Origin of the sequence: Clostridium sardiniense (assembly GCF_050584765.1) — a bacterium.
Lineage (GTDB): Bacteria > Bacillota > Clostridia > Clostridiales > Clostridiaceae > Clostridium > Clostridium sardiniense_A.
This window is the reverse complement of record NZ_JBNOOR010000001.1, coordinates 947,568-971,333: the sequence shown is the minus strand read 5'-3', so window position 1 is coordinate 971,333 and position 23,766 is coordinate 947,568. Positions and strand designations below refer to the sequence as shown.

The window sequence follows — 23,766 nt, the reverse complement described above, 5'->3', positions numbered from 1 at the left end:
TGTTAAATTTTTAGTCTTTAACTGATCCAGCTATCATCCCATCTACTATATACTTTTGAGCAAACACATATATAACTAATATTGGTAGTATAGTTAATATAATGAATGCACAAACATAATTCCACTTATATGTCATATATCCTACGAAATTATATATGCTCATAGGAAGAGTATTCTTCGCTGCATCTGTAATGAAGTATAATGAAATTTGAAAGTCATTCCAAACTCCCATGAATATTATTATTATATTTGTAAATGTAGCTGGTTTTAAAAGTGGGAATATTACTTTAAAGAACATTTTGATAGGTGAACATCCGTCAAGCATAGCAGCTTCATCTAAAGTTTTAGGTATACTTTTCATAAATCCTGAGTAAAGCATAATACTTAAAGGTAATTTGACAGCTACATGAATAAGTATTACAGCTGCATAACTTCCACTTAATCCAAGCGCTTTAACAATTGCTACTTCTGGAATTAATGCTATTGGTGCTATTAATCCTATTAAAAAATAATTTGATGTTAATTTTGCTATTTTATCGGTTCTTCTAGATATAACAAACGCTGCTGCAGATCCTATTAAAACTGTTATTAATACAGTACTTCCTGTTATAAATATACTATTTATAAATGCCCTTATAAGTTTTCCTTCTTTAATTACATATGGGTAATTTTCAAACATGAATTTCTCAGGTAAACTTAGCCCTACAACTGCTGACTCTGGAACTGTCTTAAATGAATTTAGTAAAACTAAGTATAATGGCATTATTACTATAACTGCCATAGTACAACATAGTGCATATATCACTACTTTATTTCCAATTTTTCTATTCTTTTTTGAAATTGCCATTATTGATACTCCCTTCGTCTAAGAGTTTTAAGTAAAGGTGTAATAACAAGTAATATAAGAAGTAATTGCACAACATTTATTGCTGATGCATATCCCATAGTTCCTGTTCTCATTGCATCATAAGATAATTTACTAATAACTTGTGTTGCTCCATTTGGTCCCCCATTTGTCATAGACATTATAATGTCAAATACATTAAATCCTCCTATAACACATAGTGTTATTGTAGTATTTATCGTTGGTCTTAAAAGTGGTAATGTAATTTCCTTAAACCTCTGGAATCTTGTAGCTCCATCAATACGAGCTGCTTCATAAAGTTCAGAAGGTATTGATTGCAATCCAGCTAAAATAATAGCAACATTAAATCCTATCCATATCCACGATTCTACTCCTGCAACAGAATATAAGGCTATATTTGGATCTCCAAGCCAATTCATAGCAAGAGACTCTAGTCCTATTCCTCGCAGAATTATGTTTAATACCCCTGTCTCTGGTTGCAGTATAAAGCTAAATACATATCCGATTACTAATGTACCTATTGTACAAGGTAAAAATGAAACTGCTCTGAAAAAATTTCTTCCTTTAAACTTATTATTTAAAAGTATCGCTATTAAAAGTCCAAGTGAAACTTTAACTATTGTAGTTATAATTGCAAAAATAACCACATTCCAAAGTGCTGGCATAAAGCTTGTTGATGTAAATAAGTCCTTAAAATTTTCTAACCCTACAAACTGTGGATTGCTGAAATTATATATATTCCAATTTGTAAAAGAAAATATAAATCCACCTACTATTGATCCTATATAAAATATAGTGAAAATAATTAATGCTGGTATCATTAAATACAAAGGATAATATTTTTTTTCTAATTTTCCCATTTATTACTCTCCTTTATAATTTCGCCAGCTAAAAACCCTTAGCTGGCGAAAAAATTTATTATTTACTGAATCCTTCAAGTCCTAATTGTTTACCTACTTTCACCATTTCATCACTCCAAATTTTTGCACTTTCATCTGGTGATTTTTGTCCTAATAATACAGAAAGTAACGCACTTTCAGCTTCAGGTGACGGCATAATTACATAAGTTTGATTATAATGTTTTTGACTCATACCCTTATCAAAATAAACTTGTGAATCTGATAATGTACCACTTAACTTATCATTGCTTATATTCTTCCAAACTGATGTACAACCTTTTTTCTCTAAATCATATTTAATAGCTTCTTCTGATGCCATATATTTCACAAAATCCTTAGCAGTATCTATTTCTTTACTCTTATTTGAAATATACACTCCACCAGGACCAGCTGCAGCTAAATAACTCTTTCCATCCTTTGTTGGAGCAGCAAACATACCAATATTGTCCTTTGCCTTAGGTTCTGTTTTTGCATACTCTGGATCTGCCCAGTCACCCATATACATCATAGCTGCTTTCCCTGATCCAATTTCCTTTTGTGCCATTTCGTAGCTAGTTGTTGATAAATCTTTATTTAAATATCCTTTATCAACCCATCCTTTCATTCTTTCAAATAAATTTACAAACTCTGGAACCTCATCCCATCTTATTTCATTTTTATTTAATTTATCAAGTATATCTGGATTCTTAGCTAATATATTTGGCCATTCTGCATTCATTATTTGATTTACAGTCCATCCGTCTTTCATTGATATCATTAAAGGCGTAATCCCTTTAGCTTTTAATGTTTCGCATACAGCTTCGAATTCATCAAATGTTTTTGGAATTTCTATGTTATTATTCTTAAATACCTCTTTGTTATAAACTATTCCAAAAGAATTAACTCCGCCATTTGGGAAACAGTAAATTTTATTATCTACTGTAACAAACTCTTTACCTAAATCACTTAAATTGTTAACCCACTCTTCTCCTGATAAATCAACTAAATTTTCAGCATGTTTGTACTTATCTGATTGGGTTCCAGTATCCCCTATAAACAAGTCCCACATACCTCCAGATGCCATTTTCGTAAGCATTAATTGTTCAAATTGATTATCATCAACAGCTTGTATTTCTAATTTATTTCCTGTTTTCTCTTCCCACTTTTCTTTATGATATTCTATGTTTGAAACTTCAACTTGAGTTGCTTTCATACCAATTGTTATAGTCTTCCCTCCCTTTGAAGCATCATTTGATGTAGTCTCACTTCCACCACTACAAGATACCATTGATAATGATACTAATCCTGCTGTAAGTGCTGTAATACCATGTTTAAATATTTTTCTCATTTTAATACCCCCATTTATATTTTTCTAATTTAATTGTTTACATTTTCATTATATTAATCTAATTAAGATTATTAAATGTAATTTTTTACTTATCTTGTATGTATTTTTTTTACATTCTTATTGATTTATTTTTCAAAGCATATTAAAATAATGTGGAAGTATAAAAATTACATAAAATCAAATTATATGAAATTAAATTTGATATGTACTAATGCTTTAAAACCCTTTCAGAAAACGTTATCAAAAGGAGGCTTATTTTGCACAAACAAAATTTTAGATATAAATTATTTGTAAATATTACTGTAGTTGTAAGCATAATAATAATTTTAGCATCGATGTTTTACTACTTTTCTACCATTAAAAATCTAAATAAATCAGAACAGCAAGGTTCTAAAATGGTATTAGAAAGTGTATCTAGCCAGATCGATCAGTTATACAACGAATTGGATACAGCTCTTAATTCATTAATTCATAATCCTCAGCTTAAGACAACCTTACAAGTATTAAATAGTACTGACAATACGGTACCTGAAATTGAACAAATACATATGAAACAAATTATTGAAAATAATCTTAGAAGTATTTTATTCTTTCCTAATATTTCAAATGTACTTTTATTTAATACTGAAAAGGATTATTTTTATTATTCAGGATGGTATTTAAAAGATAATGATTATATCAAAAAAGAACTAAAAAAAAATGATTATTTATATAGTTTAAAAAATAATCACTCCTCCATTATGTTACCACCACACAGAAATCAATGGAATCCAATTTCTTCTTCTGTAATCTCTATTTATAAAAATTTTAGTGGTAATACAATTACTGAAAATACCATAATTGAGGTACAGGCCTCATATAAAGCACTTGAAAATATATGTAATCAAGAAACATTTAAAAATAATAAAGAGATTGTAATTTTTGATAATAATTTTAATGTTATATATCCATTTAATAAAGATATTTCAGTTATAAAAAAAGACCTAATAGAAGATTTAGAATATAACTTAAAAAAAGGTAATACAAATTATTCAGCTAGTGAGTATAGTTATGCTTCTACATATTCTGATTATACAAAATTTAATATTGTTTTACTGTCAAATAACGCTTATATTAAGAGTCAAAAATTTCAATTCATTATTTCAACTATTATTTTTGTATCAGTAATACTTTTTACAACCCTTAGCATTATATTTTTTATTACTAAAAAGCTCTCAAGTCCTTTGCAAGAATTAATAGATTATATAAATAAGATTAGTTTAGATAAAGATACTAAGCTATGTATTAAAAACAATGATTTTAATGAATTTCAAGTAATAAATGAATCTTTCAATCAAATGGTAATAAAACTTAAATCTTCTATGGCATTAGCTTATGAATCTAAAATTAGTGAAGTAAATGCAAACTTCACAGCACTTCAAGCACAAATTAATCCACATTTTATATATAACACATTAAATGCTATAAGTGCCGCTAGCGAAATATATGGTAGCGAAGTTACAACTAAGATGTGTCAGGAATTATCCTTCATGATGCGTTATGTTACCTCTAATAATTACAATGTTAAATTAATAGATGAAGTAAATCATGTAACTAATTATTTAGAACTTATGAAAATATCTAATGGAGATAACTTTAATTATAAAATAAATATTCCTATTGAGGCATATGAGTTAATCATTCCAAAATTAACTATACAACCTCTTGTTGAAAATTGCTTTAAACATGCTTTTAAAGATTCTCTACCACCCTGGTATATAGAATTAAATTGCACTGTTACAAAAGATGGTTTTATTATATCTATAAAGGATAACGGAAATGGCTTTAAAAAATCTTCTTTAGATGATTTTAATAAATTTATAAAGGAATATAACTTAAATGAATTTAACAGTATATATAAAGATTTAAAGATAGGTGGCTTAGGACTTAAGAATATATATTCTCGTCTTTCTATTTTTTATAAAAATAATGTTGAACTTAAAATATTTAATACAGATATAGGGTCTGAAATTATCATTAAGGGGATGAATGAAAATGATTAATATAGTTGTAGCAGAAGATCAACAATTAATATTAAAAGATATATGTAATAAAATATCAAAATGCGATGGTAACATAAATATTGTAGCTACTGCAATTAATGGACAAGATGGTTATGAAAAAATTATTAAATTTAAACCTGATATCGTCTTTACTGATATAAGTATGCCTATACTTAGTGGTATTGATATGATTAAAAAGATAAAACAAGAAAATTTAGATACTAAATTCGTAATAATAAGTGGTTATAAAGACTTTGATTATGCTAGAGAAGCTATTACTACTGGTGTTGATGAATATTTACTAAAACCTATTTTAGTAGATGATATAAATACTATTTTACAAAATCTTAAAAAGAAGATTTCCATGAACCAAAATGACTACGAGAAACATATAGTAAAAGACTTAATTAACTCTACTGTAACAAATCATCCTACCATTAATATAAATTTTAATTATAAAAATTACTATGTTGTTATTTTTAATGCTGGTCCTTATGCAAGTTTTACAATCGATTATGCTACACCTTTTTGTCAAGCTTTTGATGATATTGATTTAATTAAAATTTCAAGAAATTATATATATGACGATGAAAAAGTTTTTCTGGTTAAAGGAAAATCTAGCAATGAAGCTATATGTATTTTCGCAACAAACAATACTGATATAAATCCCATTAAAAAGTTTGCTTCCTTTGTTATAGATTGTTCTGAAAGTAAAGGTATAAATATGACAATTGGTATAAGTAGAGCAATTAAGCATATTGAAGATATAGGAATTAGAAGTCAAATAGTTAGAACCATTATTAGAAAAAATATTATTTTTTCTAAATCTAATCTTTTAGATTGCTCTAAAATAGATATTCATACTCATATTAATAGATTTTTTCTTACCGACAATATAGAAAAAAGACTTAAAATTTTCCTGCAAAATAATCAAAAAGATGGATTTATTTACGAATGCAATAAGCTAATTAAACAGCTTAGTGAAGAAAATGCTACTCAGATGGAAATAGAAAAATGTTTTAAAAATATGATTAATAAATGTACTTTAGATTATTTAATTAGAAATAATCTATCAGATATAGAACTTAAAATAGATGAATGTATATCTATTTCTAGGAATTATACTGACTTATCTTCGAATTTAATTATAATATTTAAAGAGTTAATTGATGAGTATTCTAAAATTCATAATAAAAATAATTATATAGATGATATTGTAAAAGTCTCTCAAGATTATATAGAAAAACATGTTTCTGAAGATATTAATGTTAATGACATAGCCAATAAATTTTCCGTCTCCCCTACTTACTTTAGTCGTGTTTTTAAAAAGCAGGTTGGGATCTCACCAATAGTTTATATCACAAATATTAGGATTAAAAATGCTTGTACTATATTAGAGAATAATGATTTTACTGTTAAAGAAGTTTCTGAACTCTGTGGCTATTCTGATCAATTTTATTTTAGTAAAACCTTTAAGTCAATTATAGGTATTCCACCAAGTGAATATAAACTTAAATTTTCTAAAAACTAGAAAATTACATATATTTATGTCATAAAAACACATTTTAAAATTGTATAGTTTCCTTTATTATCTTTATTAAGATACGTTTAATATAAAATTTTAAGGAGGCTACTATGAATATAAATGGACTCAAATTTGATATTTCTTATGATCAATCAAAAGTAAATATAAATAAAACCTATAGAATTGATGATAGTGGTATCGAATATATCACTATAGATATTAATAATGATAAAGAAATTATTTTCCCAGAGCTTACTATTAAACTATTTATACCAGCAATAGATATACATTATAAATGGAATCCAAAAATACATTTAAATCAGTCATTAAATCTAGATTGGTTTAATAACTTAAATACCTGTAATGCCTTTACAGGTGCCCCTATTGAATGTTTAATGTCTAACAGTAACGAAAATAGATTTACGTTTGCTTTGTCAGATACTCTAAATACAATTAAATTTCAATCTGTTATTTCTGAAGAAACAGCTGAATTTGAATATTCTATTAAGCTATTTGAAAATTGTGATACAAAGACAAAGAGTTACTCATTAGATATACGAATTGATAGAAGAAAAATTCCTTATTTTAGCTCATTGTCTGATGTATCACTTTGGTGGGAAAGCTTAGAAAATAATACTCCTGCATATGTTCCTCCCCTTGCAAAGGAAGCAATGTATTCATCATGGTATAGTTTTCACCAAATTCTTGATGAACAAGAATTAATAAATCAATGTAAATTATCAAAAGACCTTGGATTAAAATCAATTATTATTGATGATGGTTGGCAAACAGATAATAATAACCGTGGATATGCTTATTGTGGAGATTGGCAATCTTCTTCTAAAATTAAGGAAATGAGAACTTTTACTGATAATGTACACAAAGAAGGTATGAATATACTTGTATGGTATAGTGTTCCATTCATTGGCAAATACTCGAAAGCCTTCGAAAAATTTAATGATATGATTATAGACCCTAAAAATAATCGTGATTGGTATGTTTTAGATCCTCGTTATAAAGAAGTACGTGACTATATTATAAATATTTATGAAACTGCACTTATAAATTGGGACTTAGATGGATTTAAGCTTGATTTTGTTGATGAGTTTGTTGTTACTCCATTTAGTGGAAATGAATACGATAACAGACGAGATTATTCATCAATAACCGAAGCCTCTGATAGACTTTTAAAAGACTGTATAAGTAAACTTAAAAACATAAAACCCAATATAATGCTAGAATTTAGGCAAACATATAATGGACCAATGATGAGGACTTATGGAAATATATTTAGAGCTGTTGATTGTCCACTAGATGATTTAGAAAACCGTATTAGAGTTACTGATATACGATTAATATCAGGAAATTCAGCTGTTCATTCAGATATGATAATGTGGAATTATAAAGATACAGTTGAAAGTGCTTCACTTCAATTAATAAATGTACTTTTTAGTGTCCCTCAAATTTCAATGCTTATTGATAGGATTCCTAAAGAACATTATAAGATGTTAAAATTCTATCTAAGTTTATGGAATAAATATCGTGATGCATTTATTAATGGTGATTTTATTCCGTTAAATCCTAATTGCAGATTTAACGTAATTAAAGGAATATTTAAGGATACATTTGTATGTTCTTATCATAGTAGTGAAATTATAGACATTGATAAAATTTATAAAAACATGGTATTTGTAAATGGTACTTCTTCAAATTGCTTGCACATAATGAATAAGGATACACCTATTAAAAAGAATTTAACTATCTATAATTGTACTGGAGATATTCTATTTAATGATTTAGTAGATATAAAAATAGGTTACAATAATTTCTCACTTCCACCTTCTTCTGCTTGCGAATTTAAATAATCTACTTTTAAATGTAAGTATAAATTTCAATTTCAGTTCTATTATAGACTATATTTCAAGAAACTAGGTAAATTTAATTCCTCAGAAATAATAATTTTTTGAGGAATTAAATATTTTTTACCTTCTTTATTATTCTTTAATCTTATATTACTTCATTAAGGCTAAATCTAATATCCTATTTTCCCTTATATGATAGTGTATCATTATTTTCAGTAATTTCCCATAAATCAATGCTTTCTTTACACTTAATAACTAATTCTATCATTTCTTCTTCACTAATTACATAAGGAGGATTAAAATATATTACATTTCCAAGAGGTCTAAGTAACACTCCCTTTTTCAATGCTATTTTAAATATTTCATATCCTACTCTCATCTCGCTTGGAAATCCATCTTTTGTATTCTTGTTTCTTACGAGCTCTATTCCATTTATCATACCAATATTTCTTATCTCTCCAACTAGTGGATGATCTCTTAATTCCTTTTTTAATAAATCATTTAGTAATTTTCCCTTTTTATTTACCATTTCTAAAATATTTTCTTCTTCAAATATCTTAAGTACCTCTAAAGCTACTGCACATCCAAGAGCATTCCCCGAATAAGTATGTGAATGTAAAAATGCTTTATTCTCATTATAATCTCCATAAAAAACATCATATATTTTATTTGATGTCATAGTAATTGCCATTGGCAAGTATCCAGCTGTTAGACCTTTTGATATACACATAATATCTGGACTTATATCTGCATGTTCACAAGCAAACATTTTTCCTGTTCTACCAAATCCTACAGCTATTTCATCAGCTATTAAATTTATATCATATTTATCACATAATTCTCTTAATTTCTTTAAATACATAGGAGAGTATATTTTCATACCAGCTGCACCTTGAAGCATTGGTTCTATTATAATTGCTGATATTTCTTCATGCTTATCCTCTATTTTTTTCTGCATATCAATAAAGCACTCACTATTACAAGTATCTCTATCTTTATTAAATGAGCATCTATAGCAATCTGGTCCAGTAACTCTTATAGTATCAAGCATAAGAGGTTTATATACTTTACTATATATATCTAAATCACTCATTGATAATGCAGCTAAAGTCTCTCCGTGATAAGCATCAGTTATTGCTACAAATCTTTTCTTTTTAACTTTTCCTAGCTGTTGATGATAATGAAAACTCATTTTTAGAGCCGTTTCAACTGCTGCTGATCCATTATCTACAAAGAATAATTTTTCTAATCTATCTGGAGTTATCTTTACTAATCTCTCTGATAATTCTATTGCTGGTATATTTGAAAAGTTTGCAAATATAACATGCTCTATTTTATTTACTTGATCATTTATTGCTTTATTTATTCTTTTATTAGAATGACCAAGTAAATTACACCACCATGAACTTATTGCATCTAAATATTTATTACCATCTATATCATAAAGGTATACGCCTTCACCTTTTTCTATTACTATAGGTTTTAATGTTTCATAGTCTTTCATTTGAGAACATGGATGCCATATATATTTTAAGTCTTTTTCAACTAAATTCATTATATTTACCTCTCTTAAACAGTATCTTCCTTTACTTCTAATCCTAAAGCCTTTATCATATCTCTATCTTTTTTAATATTACTACCACATGTAGTAAGTAGATTTCCTGATATAGTTGCATTAGCCCCAGCCTTAAATGCTTTTTCTCCATAGTTTTCTAAAAGATTTCTTCCTGCTGCAAGTCTTATATTAGCTTTAGGATTTATAAATCTAAATAACGCTATAGTCTTTAATATCTCCTCTTCCTTTAATGGAACATTATCTTCTAGAGGAGTTCCTTTTATTTGCATTAAAGCATTAACTGGAATAGATACTATATTTAACTCTCTAAGTTCTATTGCCATATCTATTCTATCCTCTATTGTCTCTCCAAGCCCTATAATTCCACCTGAACAAACTTCTAATCCTATCTCTTTCGCAAAATTTATTGTATTAATTCTGTTATCAAAAGTATGTGTAGTACATATCTCTTTATAGTAATTTCTTGATGTTTCTATATTGTGATGATATCTTAAAACTCCAGCTTCTTTTAATTTTAATAATGAATCTCTATCTAATATTCCATGAGAAGCACAAAGCTTTATATTACATTCTTCATTTAATTTTTTATAGTAACCTAAAACATCTTCAAACTCTCTTCCTTTTAATCCTTTTCCAGAAGTTACTATAGAGAATCTGTCTAGATTACCCTCTTCATTCTCCTTAGCACTCTTTTTTATTTCTTCATAAGGTAATAATTTATACTCTTCTACGCCAGTATTAAAGTGAATTGATTGAGCACAATATTTACAGTTTTCTGTACACTTTCCACTTTTACCATTGATAATAGAACACAGATCAACTTTATTACCACATAGTTTTTCTCTTATACAATTGGCAGCTTTATAAAGTTCTTCAGGCTTCTCTAAATATAACTTTAAAGCATCATCTTTACTTACCTTATACCCATTTAAAACTTTTAATTTTATTTCATTTATAAAATCCATATTATCTATTTCTCCTTATCTTGCATCTGCATAACCTAGTCTTCTAAGGGTAGGTACAACTTTTGATCCAACTAATGAAATTATAAAGCTTAGTAATAAATCACTAGGTAAGCATGATATTGCTCCAACAGTAATAGCTGTCCATACACCCATAGCTTGTCCTAAGTAAAAATTATAAATAATAAACATATGAATTACTCCAAATAAATAAACTACAGACAGTCCCATAATACATGCTATAAAAATTTTCTTTATATTTAACTCTTTCATATTTTCAGTTATCTTTCCAATTATAAATGCTCCTAATATAAATCCTATCAAGTATCCGAAAGTTGGTTGAAGTATGTATTGTGGTCCTCCACCTTTTGTAAATACTGGAATACCTATAAGTCCAATTCCTACATATAATATTTGTGCAAGAGCACCCTTCTTACTTCCAAGAATAATTGCACCTAATGCACAAAAGAAATACTGAAGTGTAAATGGAACTATAGGAAGTGGTATTCTAATAAATGCTCCTATAGCTGTAAGCGCTGCAAACATCGCAATAAGCGTTAAATCTCTTGTCTTTAAATTCATAAAAATTCCTCCAAATATATTTTGATTGTCAAAGTATATTAAAATAATACCTTTTGTTTTTTATATTGTCAACCATATTTTTCTTAATTGGGTGACAATAAAATTATACTATTTTCTATCTATCACCTTTTAATACTTCACATCTTATTATTACATTTAATTTTAATTATGGTATAATTTTGATATAAGTTAAGCAATTTATATTTATTTTTGGAGGATTATATGTTAAAAAAGAAATTATTCATATCATTACTAACTATAACCGTACTTTCATTATTCTATATCTTATTTGTTAAATCTAATATAACAAAAGAAAACATAGATTTGAAAAATCAAATTATTAAATCTATAGACTCATCTGCTTATTTAGACTTATCTAAAATCACAAAATTTGATTGGGATACTTTATTTGCTTTTAATCCTTATTCAAATCCAAGAGATATTTTAAAAGATGAAAATGTTACTACTTATAATAAAAATTTTAATATAAGCCATGATGAAAATATTGTTATGCTTGGATTTATAAAAGATAATAAACTTGTAGAATTTATAAATCTTCCAAGAATGTATGGATATAAACTTACTTCAAATAGTAAATTTAAAAAAGATGATAGTATATTTAAAGTATTACCAGTAGATAAAACTTTATATCCTGATATAGACTGTAATACTATTGATCTTAATAATATTTAAACTAAAAAAGATAATTAATTTAAATTAATTATCTTTTTTAGTTTAAATATTAAAATCATCATAATATGTATAATTTCTAACCATTATATTAGATTTTTATAATATAATTTTTTATATTGATTCAACTAAGTCACGTAAAAGTTCAAAATTATAATGAAGATAAAATGAAACTGCTAAATCATCCTTATCTAAATTATAAGCTATAAAATTCACTACTTTTCCTCTTGTATCATAATCTAAATTCATATCTACATTAAGTTCTATAACTTCTTCACTTGATAAATTTACAAGTTCTAATACATTTCTATCATTCTCATTATAGTACTTTATAGTAACGCTTAGACAATCTCCTTCTTTGCATTTCATTTCTTTTATTTGATTTGCAAGTTCTTCGTTAAATCTACTATCCTTTATAAAATCATACTCTATATCATCTGAAAATGAACTATTATCATTTATTAAATAGCTATCATCATCAAGTTTTACAACACTTAGACTCTCATATGCTTTCTTCTCTATCTTATCCCTATATACCTTATTAAAATCTATAATATCCATTATTGTCCCCCCCATATCTAAGTCTACATTACAACATATCTATTATATCAATTTAATATAGTAATTGTAAAAATATTATCTTTAAGTCTCTATTTTTTTATTATATATCTTTTTAATCCTAATTCTGATATACTTAGTGATGCTAATTAATATAAGAAGAGGTGTTTAAAATTAAAAATAATTACAAAAATATAGAGAACAATTTTAAGACAGAAGAAGGCGTTACTTTTATAACAATATTAAAGAAAAATGGTGATGAACTTATTGCTAAAATAGATAGCTCAGACCTTGATAGTGTTAAATCTATTGGAACTTGGTTTGCTGAATGGAATAAAGATTTTAATAATTATCTAGTATTAAGCATAAGTAATACTAAAAAAAATAAGAAGAATAAACCTTTAAAGCAAAGTTTACAAAGTATAATACTAAACGTTTCTAGCACTACTCCAATTAGACACATAAATGGAGATACTCTAGATAACAGAAGATGTAACTTAGAGATAGTTCAAAGAAATACAAAAAATGAATATGAAAAGATAGATGCTGATACATTTGCTATAAGTCTAAAAGATAAATACGGAAAAGAACAAGCAAAAGCATTAATATCATCATCAGACTTACATACTGTAGTAAACGATGATTATAGCTGGGTTTACTATAGAAATAATAATGATATATGTGTTATAGCTAACACACCAGATGGAAGAATCCATTTAGATAGAATCATTATGAAGCCAAGTGATAGTGAAACTATTCACCATATAAACCTTAATCCTCTAGATAATAGAAGAAGTAATTTAGAAAAAGTAGAAATATAATATATGAGAAAAGATGCATAGTTAATGCATCTTTTTTCATATATTATCATATAAATTTTAAATAAATCTTTTTATATTTCTCATTGATTTTTCTTAAGTATTTGCTATACTTATATTATAGTAAACATTTACATGGACAACTTTTTTTGTAAATGCTAATAGTAAAATAAAATAGATTGAATTTTATATTAAGGAGTGATTTAAATGAATACAAAAGTAAATGATAATCAAGATAAAGTACTTTACTCACTAGCTAATGATGTTAACTTATTTTTATCATCAAATCCTGGTAAGCCTTTTACATCTCATGAAATTGATGCAATGCTAAATTCAGTGTCTTATAGCCACTTAAAAGCTACTTTACTGCTAAATGATAGTATGAACTCATCTGATCCGTCTAAATACATTGATTCAATATGTTCTTATCTTTCAAAGAAAAGAATAATTAAACACTCTAAAAAAACGTGTCCATATGAACATAAAACTGTTGATGCATTTTCAGTTTAATATAATTAAAAAGCATATTTAGAATTAATTCTAAATATGCTTTTTCTTTTTTATCTCTTCTTTTTAACTCTAAGTCTTGCAGGTCCTCTACTCTTTTTACCTTTATACCTTGGTGAGTCATCCTTTGGTCTTTGATCTCTCTTTCCTCTTGGATCAGTATCTGCAAATTTTTCTCTATTTCCAGCTTTTCCTCTTCCCTTATTTTGAGAAGTACTGTTTGATTTACTACTTCTTCTAGTATCATTATCTTTGCCTTTAGAGTTGTTTTTCTTCTTTCCCTTATATCCTGAAGAATTTCCATGTCCAAAGCCTCTAGTACTTGCAAGATATCTAGTTTCTTTTGATTGAATTAAACATTTTGGTCCATTACCAATTAAATCTTCTCTTCCAGCTTTAACTAAAGCATCATAAACTAAGTTATAATTCTTAGGATTTTTAAATTGTAAAAGCGCTCTTTGCATAGCCTTTTCTTCTCTAGTTTTTGGAACATATACTTCCTTCATTGTTAATGGATCAAGTCCTGTATAGAACATTGTAGTTGACATTGTTCCTGGAGTTGGATAGAAGTCTTGAACTTGTTCTGGTTGATACTTAGTATCTCTTAAGTATTCTGCAAGTTGAACTGCTTCCTTTAATCCACAACCTGGATGACTTGACATTAAGTATGGAATTAAGTATTGCTCTTTTCCAAGCTGTCTATTTATCTTAAAGAATTTTTCTCTAAAGTTATCGTAAGTTTTTCCTGATGGTTTACCCATATACTTTAGAGCCTCTGGTGCTACATGTTCTGGTGCAACTTTAAGTTGACCACTTACATGATGCTCTACTAGCTCTCTAAAGAATGTATCATTCTTATCAGCCATTATATAATCATATCTAAGACCTGAACGAACGAATGCTTTCTTAACCTTAGGAAGTTTTCTTATCTTTCTAAGTAAGTTTAAATACTCAGTATGATCTACATCCATGTTCTTACATACACCTGGAGTTAAACATTGCTTGTTCTTACATGCTCCTATAGTAAGCTGATGGTTACATGCTGGCTTTCTAAAGTTTGCAGTAGGACCACCAACATCATGAATATATCCCTTAAAGTCTTTCATATTTGTTATTTCAACTGCTTCTTCAAGTATTGATTCTTCACTTCTACTTTGAACTGCTCTACCTTGGTGGAAAGTTATAGCACAGAAGTTACAGTTACCAAAACATCCTCTTGAGCTTACTATTGAGAACTTAACTTCTTCAATCGCTGCAATTCCACCATCTTTTTCATAAACAGGATGATAGCTTTTAGCATATGGAAGTGCATAAACTTCATCAAGTTCTTCTCTTGTAAGTGGCATCTCTGGTTTATTTACAACAACATATCTATTACCATGCTTTTGAATAAGTTGCTTTCCTCTTATAGGATCTTGCTCATCGTATTGCTTTTTAAATGCTTCTGCATACTTTCTCTTATTTTCTGATACCTCTTCGCAAGATGGAAGCTCAACATAATCTGTATAAACTTCATCTAATGATTCAACTGCATAACAAGTACCATTTACGTGTCTTACATATTTAGCTTCAAATCCATCATTTAAGCAATTTGCAATTTCAACTACTTGCTTTTCACTCATACCATACATAAGTAGATCTGCTCCACTATCTATAAGTATTGAGTTTTTTACAGTATCACTCCAATAATCATAGTGAGCTAGTCTCCTAAGACTTGCTTCAAGACCACCAATCATAAGATTTACATGCTTGTACGCCTCTCTAATTTTATTACAGTAAACAATAGTGGCTCTATCTGGTCTAGCTCCCATCTTTCCACCTGGAGTATATAAATCCTTATCTCTTCTTCTCTTACTAACAGAATAATGGTTAACCATAGGGTCCATGTTACCACCATTTACTAAGAATCCAAGTCTTGGTCTACCAAGTTTTTTAAAATCATCTGTGCTATGCCAATCTGGTTGAGCTATTATTCCTACCTTATATCCTGCATTTTCTAATACTCTAGAAATAATTGCAGTACCAAAACTATGATGGTCTATATATGCATCCCCTGTAACTATTATAAAGTCACATTGTTCCCAACCTCTATCTTCCATATCTTTTTTACTTATTGGTAAAAATCTATTATCTGTCATATTATCACCTTCTATCTATATTATTAACATAATTACTCATATTTAAGTCCAGCTTACTATTATAAATCATATTTCTCTATTATAATACTTTAATTTAATAAAAAAATAAAATTTTTTAAATTTTTTATTATTTTTGTTGGATATTGTAGTAATTAATACTTATAGATATCAAATTTAAACAAACTTCTATAATTATAAATTAAGATTACCTTTCCCTATAATAAAAAAATAGCCTCAGAGATTTTATAACTCTCTGAAGCTATTTTAATTATATTTCTTCTAAAATTTTATCAAGTCCTATAAGTGCTGCACCAAGTGCTCCACATATTTGCGGTTCATCTGCTATAAATAATTTGCTATTTAATTTTTCCTCTATAGCTTTAATTACTCCTTTATTTTTAGCAACTCCACCTGTCATCATATACTTTTCATGTCTTCCAACTCTTTCAACTAGTCCAACTGTTTTTGTAGCAATTGACTTATTAACTCCATGAATAATATCTTTTCTTTCTTTATTATCTGCAATTAAAGATACAACTTCTGATTCTGCAAATACTGAACAAACACTTGTTATTGTTAAATCTTCTTTATATGATAACCCTTCCTCTGACATCTTTTGTAAATCTATTTCTAATGTCTTTGCTATCATCTCTAAAAATCTTCCTGTTCCAGCTGCACATTTATCATTCATAACAAAACTCTTTACATTACCATTTTCATCAAGTCCTATAGCTTTGCTATCTTGACCTCCGATATCAATTATAGTTCTAACTTCAGGATTTAAAAAATGTGCTCCTCTTCCATGACATGTTATTTCAGTTACATTCTCATCTACAAAAGGTATATTATATCTTCCATAGCCTGTTCCAACTATAAGTGTCATATCATCTTTATTAAGTCCTGATTCTTTAAGGGCACACTCTAATGCCTTATTTGCAGAGTCCATGCTCTTTGCTCCAGTTTTTACTATTATACTACTTAAAATTTTCTTATTCTTATCTAAAATAATTACATTGGTAGAAGTTGATCCACTATCTATACCCATAACATATATTTTATCTTTATCTATTATTTTCTTCATTTTAATATTTCCTCCACTTAACTGCTCATTAAATGCTTCTATACGTGTTTTAATTTGTCCATTACTTTGATTTGTAAGATCAGTTTCAATCTTTAATACTGGTATTTCTCCTCTTTGAAGATTTATGTACTCAAATGAATAGTGATCACAGAACTTAACTGTATGATATATTATCCCTTTAAGATTTGGATCTTCTGTTAATGCTCTTCTATTTGTAGTATCTTCCATTCTCATACAAGGAGTATATCCTAGTATTTCATCAGCATACCAGGCTATAGCTTCTTCTTTTTCATTAAAGTTTTTTACTTCTGTTAAATAATGCTCCCTAGAGCAAGTATGATTTATTAATGGATAATCTAAAGAATCTTCTACTTTATGTAGAAAATCCTTTGATGCTTTAGCGCCAATAACCGCAATGTATGGCTTATCTGGGCTTTTATTTGAATCTAAATATTTATAAAGTCCCTTATTGAATTTACTAACATCAAACTTTTCACCACTAAATTTTTCATATGCATCTATAAATTTTAGTATCTCATTTTTTAATATATTTTTAGCACAGCAATTATTTTTTCTTGGAAGATCCATCATATAAACAAATTTTATTGATGGTATTTTTTCTAATGTATCTTTAAGCCTTCTTATTGAATCACAACAATTAACTAAAAATACCTTATCAATTTTCTTTTCTGCTATTGTATCTAAAAGTGCCTTACTATAAGAGCACATATTAGGATGAAGAAGAGTATCTGATTCATTAAATTGATCTATTTCACTATCTATAATTATTCCTTCTTCTGAAAATCCATCAAAAACTGCAAAAGGACTATATTTGCACATACAAGCTATCATCTTTTACTTCCTCCTCATTTCTATCAATCATTTCAAAGAAGGCTTCTAATCTTGTTTTATTTTGTCCTTCTTGACTATTTCTTCTATCTACTGCATCACCATCTATGCTAAGCATTGGAATATTATTTTTTTCAAGTAAATCTTTTAATATTAATGAACCACCACTTGATTGCTTGCATCCAAAATGACAGAAATTAATAACTCCATCTGCATTAAGTTCTTTGGAAAGCTCTAATATATTATTAGCTCTTCTACTATATGGCCCATTAAATGAGTTTAAGATTATCTTTTTAGCAATTGATCCATATGGGTTATCAACATCTAATTTATGTAAATAATCAGCATTCATATCTGATATAAGCAATTGGTAATCTTTATTTGTATCTAAGAAACTCTTTATTGATTCACTGTAAAATGGCAATAAATGAACCCATAACAATCTCTTTTTTGCCTTTACATCTGGATATTTTTCTATATCTTCTGCTAAAAGTTTATAAAACTTAAGTGTATCTGCTCTTCCCATTCCAGGATGAGTTGTAAATACCTTAAACATTTCTGATGTTAATGTATTTGGGAAATACTTATTTTTTAAGCTTTCTAAATATCTTTTGTAATAATCAACAGATTGATTTTCATTTAAGATAATCTCTCTTAATTTGTTTTCATCTAATTTTTTATGAGTATTATCTTCAATGAAAGTCACCATTTCTTTTAATTGTTCCTCTACATAATTTTCTGAATCTCTTGAGTATTCATAAGGAACATCTATTACAAACTTATCTATTTTGTAAATATCTGCAAGGCACCTAAATGTATTAACATTTCCATCGCAAGCAGTTGAAGTTGTAATTGCAAATTTAGGTTTTTGGATTACATTACTCATAGCTGCCCCTAAAAATGTTTTATGATAGGAGCATAGACTATCAGATACCCCAACACTTTCAGCTTTATCAATAAACATATCTTCACATCTTGTTCCTGATATATAAGATGAATATGCTTCTATAAGTTGTGGATGCATATCAAAGGCATGTAAAAACTCTGTTGGAGTAAATACATTTACAAAGGCTGTATTTTCTGGATCACGTAATGGCTCTAAAGTAAACTTCATACAAAGCTTAGCTAAATACCTAAGTGATTTTGGAAGGTTCTTATCACTAAATAAATTTAAATTTATGTATTCTAAATTATATCCTGCTTTAAGAATTTTTCTTACCTTATCTGGATTATCAATATTCTTTTTTAAAATATCACTATAAATTTTTATAAAGTCCATAATTTCTCCTTAATATATATTTTTTATTTTTATAAAACATTATTTATTATATATCAAATACCTCCATTTCTTTTTACCATTCTGTGTACAATAATTTAACAAATTAATAAAGATAACAATTATTTTAGAAATATACGAAATATTAAAATATCTTATATAACTAAATGTAATAATTACTATAAAGTTTATGTATTTCAAATAAACACCATAAAGCTGTATAGTATTCCAAAGGGTATAAATATTTATGAAGGAGAACAAAGATGATTAATTCAGAAGATCTTATATTTAGAACATTTAGGAAACTACCTCTATTAAATATAAATGATTTTATTGAAGTGCAATCATTTAAGAAAGATAGAAAAATTCTTATAATAAAAAAAGAGAACTCTATAGAAATCCATGAATTAGGCTTTAAGAAGGCTTTATATTTAAATATTAGCTTAGATGAGCTTGAGGATCTTCTAGAAGAAATAAGAGTTAGAGAGTTTCCTAAGTGTCAGCTTCTTAGATTTGATGTGCACCAATCTTAATATATTTAGTACTAAAAAGAAAGATAGCAAATAATATTTGCTATCTTTCAGAATGTCTACAAGCTCGACACTCTTTTGTTTTAGTTCTAAATCTTTTAAAATAACTTATTCATACATATTCTCTTTTTTAAGTCATATTTATATAAAATATTTTTTAGTTTATTATTCTTCTTGCTGCATAAAAACTCCAAATATTAGATATTTTAACTACATCTCCTGTATGAGGTGCATGTATTATTTTACCATTTCCAATATAAATTCCAACGTGTCCTGCACTTGGGAATACTAAATCTCCAACTTTTAAATCTGATCTTGATACCGGTTTGCCGTGATTTATTTGAGTATATGTAGTTCTACTAATATCAATTCCTAATGCATGTTCATATACATACTGAGTAAATCCTGAGCAATCAAAACCACTAGGAGTAGTTCCACCATATACATATTTTGTTCCTAAAAACTTTTTAGCATAGTTAACTACTTTTTCGCCTTTATCTTCGCGTTTTTCTTCACGTTTTCCATCTTCTGAAATATAATAACCATCAATAGTAGTATTAGTCATCATATGCCCATCTTTAGGGTCTAAATAATACCAATAATCATCAGCAGCTTCAAGCCATCCTGTTAACATTTCTCCGCTGCCATTAAAGTAATATCTCTTACCATCTATATTATTCCAATATTTTGCCATTTCTCCGTCTTTATCAAAATAGCGCCATTTATTATTACTTGAAAATTGAATCCATCCTGTTAACATTTCTCCACTGCCATTAAAATAATATGTTTTACCATCTATATCATTCAAGTATTTTGCTAATTCTCCATTAGATTGCATATAATATGTTTTACCATATTTATTTATCCAACCTGTCTTTGATGGTTGTAATACACCATTTTCATCAAAATAATGCCATTTACCGTTACTTGTTTCTCTAAGCCATCCTGTTATAAGTTCATTGCTTCCTGTAAAATAATACGTTTTTCCATCTATTTCTGTCCAATACTTTGCTAGATCTCCATTAGCTTGTACATAATATCTTTTACCATCTCTATTTATCCAACCTGTTTTTGATGGTTGTAATACACCGTTTTCATCAAAATAATGCCATTTGTTATTGCTTATTTCTCTAAGCCATCCTGTTATCATTTCTCCATTGCTATCAAAGTAGTATGTCTTTCCATTTATGTCATTCCAATACTTTACCATAGCACCATCTTTGTTCATGTAATATGTATTGCCATCAACTTTAATGAATCCTGTTTGCATTACTCCATCTTTATTAAAATAATATTTGTTATCGTTAGCAGTAAGCCATCCTGTTATAAGTTCATTATTTCCTGTAAAATAATATATTTTGCCATCTATTTCTGTCCAATACTTTGCTAGATCTCCATTAGCTTGTACATAATATCTTTTACCATCTCTATTTATCCAACCTGTTTTTGATGGTTGTAATACACCGTTTTCATCAAAATAATGCCATTTATTGTTGCTTATTTCTCTAAGCCATCCTGTTATCATTTCTCCATTGCTATCAAAGTAGTATGTCTTTCCATTTATGTCATTCCAATACTTTACCATAGCACCATCTTTGTTCATATAATATGTATTTCCATCAACTTTAATGAATCCTGTTTGCATTACTCCATCTTCATTAAAATAATATCTTTCTCCAGTACTTGCTTTTGTAATCCAGCCTGTTAACATTTGTCCATCACTACTAAAGTAATATCCTTTTCCATCTATAGTATTCCAATACTTTGCTAGTTCTCCATCAGCTTGCACATAATATCTTTTACCATCTTTAGTAATCCAGCCTGTCTTTGATTGCTGCGACACACTATTTTTAATTGTTTCAGCTGCATTTACTTTTTTGGTATTAATAAGATTAATACCTACAACAAGAAAAAATACAATAACACCAATTGTAAATTTATTTATTTTTTTCATATAATCACCTCATTTTTGATTATATTACATTTTATAATAAAAAAAGGGAATAAATTATGTATTTAATATTTTATTTAATATTTAGATATATTTTTAACATTTAATCTAATTTTTCTTATATAAATACAATTTAAAAATTCCTTAAATATTACTTTTACAATCTAATCATTAGTTATAAATAATACTTATAAGTAAATAAATAAACAATATTTCTGTTATGGAAACTATCGTTTTATAATAAAACTATAAAATACCTGAAAGGAGATTAAAATATGGATAATACTAAAAAATCATCACAGTTGCTATCTAATACTTATATAAAATTTTTAATAACAATTGTGATCGGTTTAATAATATGGCTCATACCACCACCTACAGGAGTTTCTATAACTGCTTGGCATATGCTAGCTATTTTTATTGGTACTATAGCTGGTTGCATACTAAAGCCCTTTCCTATAGGTGCAGTTGCAATAATAGGTCTAACGCTATCAGTTCTTACTAATACAGTTAAATTAAATACTGCTCTTGGTGGCTTTAGTCAAAGCAGTATATGGCTAATAGTTATGGCATTTTTTATATCAAGAGGCTTTATAAAAACTGGCCTTGGATCTAGAATAGCTTATAAATTTGTAAAACATTTTGGCAAGAAAACAATAGGTCTTTGCTATTCTATAATATTTTGTGATTTAATATTAGCACCAGCAACACCTAGTAATACAGCAAGAGCTGGAGGAATTATAACACCTATAATTGAATCCCTTGCAAAAACGTTTAAATCTAATCCTAAGGATGGAACTGCAAGAAAGATTGGATCATTTCTTATGTTTTCTGAATTTCATGGGAATATAATTACTTCTGCTATGTTTATGACAGCCATGGCTGCAAATCCACTTGCTAAATCACTTGCAGAAGGTTTTGGAATTGATATAACTTGGTCTTCTTGGTTTTTAGCTGCCCTTGTTCCAGGTATTATATCATTAATAGTTATACCACTTGTTATATACAAACTTTACCCACCAGAAATTAAAGAAACTCCAGATGCTCCTAAGGTTGCAGAAGATGCTCTTAAAAATATGGGTAAAATGAAAAAAGATGAAATACTAATGGCATTAATATTTATTACAGTTCTTATTTTATGGATAGTAGGAAGTTTAATTGATATTAATCCAACCCTTACAGCATTTATAGGATTATCATTACTTTTAATTTTCAAAATATTAAGCTTTGATGATGTAAAATCTGAAAAAGGAGCTTGGGACGTACTAATTTGGTTTTCTGTACTTGTAATGATGGCAGATCAATTAAATAAACTTGGACTGATTTCTTACCTTAGAGATATAGTAAAAACAGATTTAACAGGTTTTTCTTGGCCTATAATATTAATTGTTTTACTTTTAGTATATTTCTATAGCCATTATATTTTTGCAAGTGCTACTGCCCATGTAAGTGCTATGTATTCAGCTTTTCTTGGTATTGCACTTGCTGAAGGTGTACCTCCAATGCTTGCAGCTTTAGCATTAGCTTTCTTTGGAAATCTATTCGCTTCAACAACTCATTATAGCAATGGTCCTGCCCCTCTACTTTACAGTACTGGTTATGTTCCACAAAACAAATGGTGGAGCTTAAACTTTATTCTTGGAATACTATACTTCATCATATGGCTTGGAATTGGCTCATTATGGTGGAAAGTAATTGGATTATATTAAATTTAAAGGAGTGTTAATT

General features: G+C 27.7%; 19 protein-coding genes. 8 read left to right on the top strand and 11 right to left on the bottom strand.

Annotated elements, in window-relative coordinates; all coding sequences use genetic code 11:
* Positions 1-10: 10 nt before the first annotated feature.
* The 3 genes from ACQPUW_RS04640 to ACQPUW_RS04630 are packed head-to-tail and all read right to left on the bottom strand — an operon-like array spanning position 11 to position 3,091.
* Positions 11-847 (bottom strand): carbohydrate ABC transporter permease, encoded by an 837-nt coding sequence (locus tag ACQPUW_RS04640; protein ID WP_430836326.1) that lies wholly within the window; start codon positions 845-847, stop codon positions 11-13.
* Positions 847-1,725, bottom strand: a complete 879-nt coding sequence (locus tag ACQPUW_RS04635) for a carbohydrate ABC transporter permease (protein WP_430836325.1) — start codon at positions 1,723-1,725, stop codon at positions 847-849. The genes ACQPUW_RS04640 and ACQPUW_RS04635 overlap by 1 nt, the downstream gene beginning before the upstream one ends.
* A gap of 58 nt (positions 1,726-1,783) precedes the next feature.
* Positions 1,784-3,091 (bottom strand): ABC transporter substrate-binding protein, encoded by a 1,308-nt coding sequence (locus ACQPUW_RS04630; protein WP_430836324.1) that lies wholly within the window; start codon positions 3,089-3,091, stop codon positions 1,784-1,786.
* 257 nt (positions 3,092-3,348) lie between these two features.
* Between ACQPUW_RS04630 and ACQPUW_RS04625 the strand changes: the two genes are divergently transcribed.
* The 3 genes from ACQPUW_RS04625 (at position 3,349) to ACQPUW_RS04615 (ending at position 8,523) form a co-directional block, all read left to right on the top strand.
* Entirely contained in the window at positions 3,349-5,133 is a 1,785-nt protein-coding gene (locus ACQPUW_RS04625) for a sensor histidine kinase (protein WP_430836323.1), read from the top strand.
* Complete coding sequence (locus ACQPUW_RS04620) at positions 5,126-6,664, top strand: response regulator transcription factor (RefSeq protein WP_430836322.1); 1,539 nt, start codon at positions 5,126-5,128, stop codon at positions 6,662-6,664. The genes ACQPUW_RS04625 and ACQPUW_RS04620 overlap by 8 nt, the downstream gene beginning before the upstream one ends.
* Positions 6,665-6,768: 104 nt before the next feature.
* The gene (locus tag ACQPUW_RS04615; RefSeq protein WP_430836321.1) at positions 6,769-8,523 is read left to right on the top strand and encodes a glycoside hydrolase family 36 protein; all 1,755 of its coding nucleotides are present in this window, start codon (positions 6,769-6,771) and stop codon (positions 8,521-8,523) included.
* A 175-nt stretch (positions 8,524-8,698) separates the two neighbouring features.
* Here the strand turns inward: ACQPUW_RS04615 and bioA are convergent, their stop codons facing one another.
* Genes bioA through ACQPUW_RS04600 form a run of 3 tightly spaced genes read right to left on the bottom strand, consistent with a single transcriptional unit; the run spans position 8,699 to position 11,640 of the window.
* Positions 8,699-10,075 carry an adenosylmethionine--8-amino-7-oxononanoate transaminase gene (gene bioA, locus ACQPUW_RS04610; RefSeq protein WP_430836320.1) on the bottom strand — a complete coding sequence of 459 codons (1,377 nt, stop codon included), beginning with the start codon at positions 10,073-10,075 and terminating at the stop codon, positions 8,699-8,701.
* Positions 10,076-10,089: 14 nt separating this feature from the next.
* Positions 10,090-11,061: a biotin synthase BioB gene (gene bioB / locus ACQPUW_RS04605; RefSeq protein ID WP_430836319.1), complete on the bottom strand. Its 972-nt coding sequence runs from the start codon at positions 11,059-11,061 to the stop codon at positions 10,090-10,092.
* A gap of 15 nt (positions 11,062-11,076) precedes the next feature.
* Positions 11,077-11,640, bottom strand: coding sequence for a biotin transporter BioY (locus ACQPUW_RS04600; protein WP_430836318.1), 564 nt, complete (start codon positions 11,638-11,640; stop codon positions 11,077-11,079).
* A gap of 222 nt (positions 11,641-11,862) precedes the next feature.
* Between ACQPUW_RS04600 and ACQPUW_RS04595 the strand changes: the two genes are divergently transcribed.
* A complete protein-coding gene (locus tag ACQPUW_RS04595; protein ID WP_430836317.1) occupies positions 11,863-12,333 on the top strand; it encodes a hypothetical protein in 471 nt (156 codons plus the stop codon).
* A gap of 111 nt (positions 12,334-12,444) precedes the next feature.
* On the opposite strand, the gene ACQPUW_RS04590 is transcribed toward ACQPUW_RS04595, so the two are convergent.
* Positions 12,445-12,891 (bottom strand): hypothetical protein, encoded by a 447-nt coding sequence (locus ACQPUW_RS04590; protein ID WP_430836316.1) that lies wholly within the window; start codon positions 12,889-12,891, stop codon positions 12,445-12,447.
* Between the two features lie 191 nt (positions 12,892-13,082).
* On the opposite strand from ACQPUW_RS04590, the gene ACQPUW_RS04585 reads away from it, so the two are divergent.
* Both ACQPUW_RS04585 and ACQPUW_RS04580 read left to right on the top strand, forming a co-directional pair.
* Positions 13,083-13,709, top strand: a complete 627-nt coding sequence (locus tag ACQPUW_RS04585; RefSeq protein WP_430837275.1) for a hypothetical protein — start codon at positions 13,083-13,085, stop codon at positions 13,707-13,709.
* 204 nt (positions 13,710-13,913) lie between these two features.
* A complete protein-coding gene (locus tag ACQPUW_RS04580; protein WP_430836315.1) occupies positions 13,914-14,216 on the top strand; it encodes a hypothetical protein in 303 nt (100 codons plus the stop codon).
* Positions 14,217-14,266: 50 nt separating this feature from the next.
* Here ACQPUW_RS04580 and ACQPUW_RS04575 read toward each other — a convergent pair whose 3' ends face one another.
* The 3 genes from ACQPUW_RS04575 to ACQPUW_RS04565 all read right to left on the bottom strand — a co-directional run bounded on the left by ACQPUW_RS04575 (position 14,267) and on the right by ACQPUW_RS04565 (position 19,560).
* Positions 14,267-16,351, bottom strand: a complete 2,085-nt coding sequence (locus ACQPUW_RS04575) for a YgiQ family radical SAM protein (protein ID WP_430834585.1) — start codon at positions 16,349-16,351, stop codon at positions 14,267-14,269.
* A 268-nt stretch (positions 16,352-16,619) separates the two neighbouring features.
* Positions 16,620-18,284, bottom strand: a complete 1,665-nt coding sequence (locus ACQPUW_RS04570; protein WP_430834586.1) for an acyl-CoA dehydratase activase — start codon at positions 18,282-18,284, stop codon at positions 16,620-16,622.
* Complete coding sequence (locus ACQPUW_RS04565; RefSeq protein WP_430836314.1) at positions 18,259-19,560, bottom strand: 2-hydroxyacyl-CoA dehydratase subunit D; 1,302 nt, start codon at positions 19,558-19,560, stop codon at positions 18,259-18,261. Before ACQPUW_RS04565 ends, ACQPUW_RS04570 begins: the two co-directional genes overlap by 26 nt.
* A 260-nt stretch (positions 19,561-19,820) precedes the next feature.
* On the opposite strand from ACQPUW_RS04565, the gene ACQPUW_RS04560 reads away from it, so the two are divergent.
* Positions 19,821-20,090, top strand: a complete 270-nt coding sequence (locus ACQPUW_RS04560; RefSeq protein ID WP_430836313.1) for a hypothetical protein — start codon at positions 19,821-19,823, stop codon at positions 20,088-20,090.
* A gap of 154 nt (positions 20,091-20,244) precedes the next feature.
* Here ACQPUW_RS04560 and ACQPUW_RS04555 read toward each other — a convergent pair whose 3' ends face one another.
* Positions 20,245-22,041: an NlpC/P60 family protein gene (locus ACQPUW_RS04555; protein WP_430836312.1), complete on the bottom strand. Its 1,797-nt coding sequence runs from the start codon at positions 22,039-22,041 to the stop codon at positions 20,245-20,247.
* 272 nt (positions 22,042-22,313) lie between these two features.
* Between ACQPUW_RS04555 and ACQPUW_RS04550 the strand changes: the two genes are divergently transcribed.
* Complete coding sequence (locus tag ACQPUW_RS04550) at positions 22,314-23,747, top strand: anion permease (RefSeq protein ID WP_430836311.1); 1,434 nt, start codon at positions 22,314-22,316, stop codon at positions 23,745-23,747.
* The last annotated feature ends 19 nt before the right edge of the window (positions 23,748-23,766 follow it).

Coding starts and splice junctions, on each gene's coding strand:
- ACQPUW_RS04640 (WP_430836326.1), bottom strand. CDS start 847: ATGGCAATTTCAAAAAAGAATAGAAAAATTGGAAATAAAGTAGTGATA.
- ACQPUW_RS04635 (WP_430836325.1), bottom strand. CDS start 1,725: ATGGGAAAATTAGAAAAAAAATATTATCCTTTGTATTTAATGATACCA.
- ACQPUW_RS04630 (WP_430836324.1), bottom strand. CDS start 3,091: ATGAGAAAAATATTTAAACATGGTATTACAGCACTTACAGCAGGATTA.
- ACQPUW_RS04620 (WP_430836322.1), top strand. CDS start 5,126: ATGATTAATATAGTTGTAGCAGAAGATCAACAATTAATATTAAAAGAT.
- ACQPUW_RS04615 (WP_430836321.1), top strand. CDS start 6,769: ATGAATATAAATGGACTCAAATTTGATATTTCTTATGATCAATCAAAA.
- bioA (WP_430836320.1), bottom strand. CDS start 10,075: ATGAATTTAGTTGAAAAAGACTTAAAATATATATGGCATCCATGTTCT.
- bioB (WP_430836319.1), bottom strand. CDS start 11,061: ATGGATTTTATAAATGAAATAAAATTAAAAGTTTTAAATGGGTATAAG.
- ACQPUW_RS04600 (WP_430836318.1), bottom strand. CDS start 11,640: ATGAATTTAAAGACAAGAGATTTAACGCTTATTGCGATGTTTGCAGCG.
- ACQPUW_RS04595 (WP_430836317.1), top strand. CDS start 11,863: ATGTTAAAAAAGAAATTATTCATATCATTACTAACTATAACCGTACTT.
- ACQPUW_RS04590 (WP_430836316.1), bottom strand. CDS start 12,891: ATGGATATTATAGATTTTAATAAGGTATATAGGGATAAGATAGAGAAG.
- ACQPUW_RS04580 (WP_430836315.1), top strand. CDS start 13,914: ATGAATACAAAAGTAAATGATAATCAAGATAAAGTACTTTACTCACTA.
- ACQPUW_RS04575 (WP_430834585.1), bottom strand. CDS start 16,351: ATGACAGATAATAGATTTTTACCAATAAGTAAAAAAGATATGGAAGAT.
- ACQPUW_RS04570 (WP_430834586.1), bottom strand. CDS start 18,284: ATGATAGCTTGTATGTGCAAATATAGTCCTTTTGCAGTTTTTGATGGA.
- ACQPUW_RS04565 (WP_430836314.1), bottom strand. CDS start 19,560: ATGGACTTTATAAAAATTTATAGTGATATTTTAAAAAAGAATATTGAT.
- ACQPUW_RS04560 (WP_430836313.1), top strand. CDS start 19,821: ATGATTAATTCAGAAGATCTTATATTTAGAACATTTAGGAAACTACCT.
- ACQPUW_RS04555 (WP_430836312.1), bottom strand. CDS start 22,041: ATGAAAAAAATAAATAAATTTACAATTGGTGTTATTGTATTTTTTCTT.
- ACQPUW_RS04550 (WP_430836311.1), top strand. CDS start 22,314: ATGGATAATACTAAAAAATCATCACAGTTGCTATCTAATACTTATATA.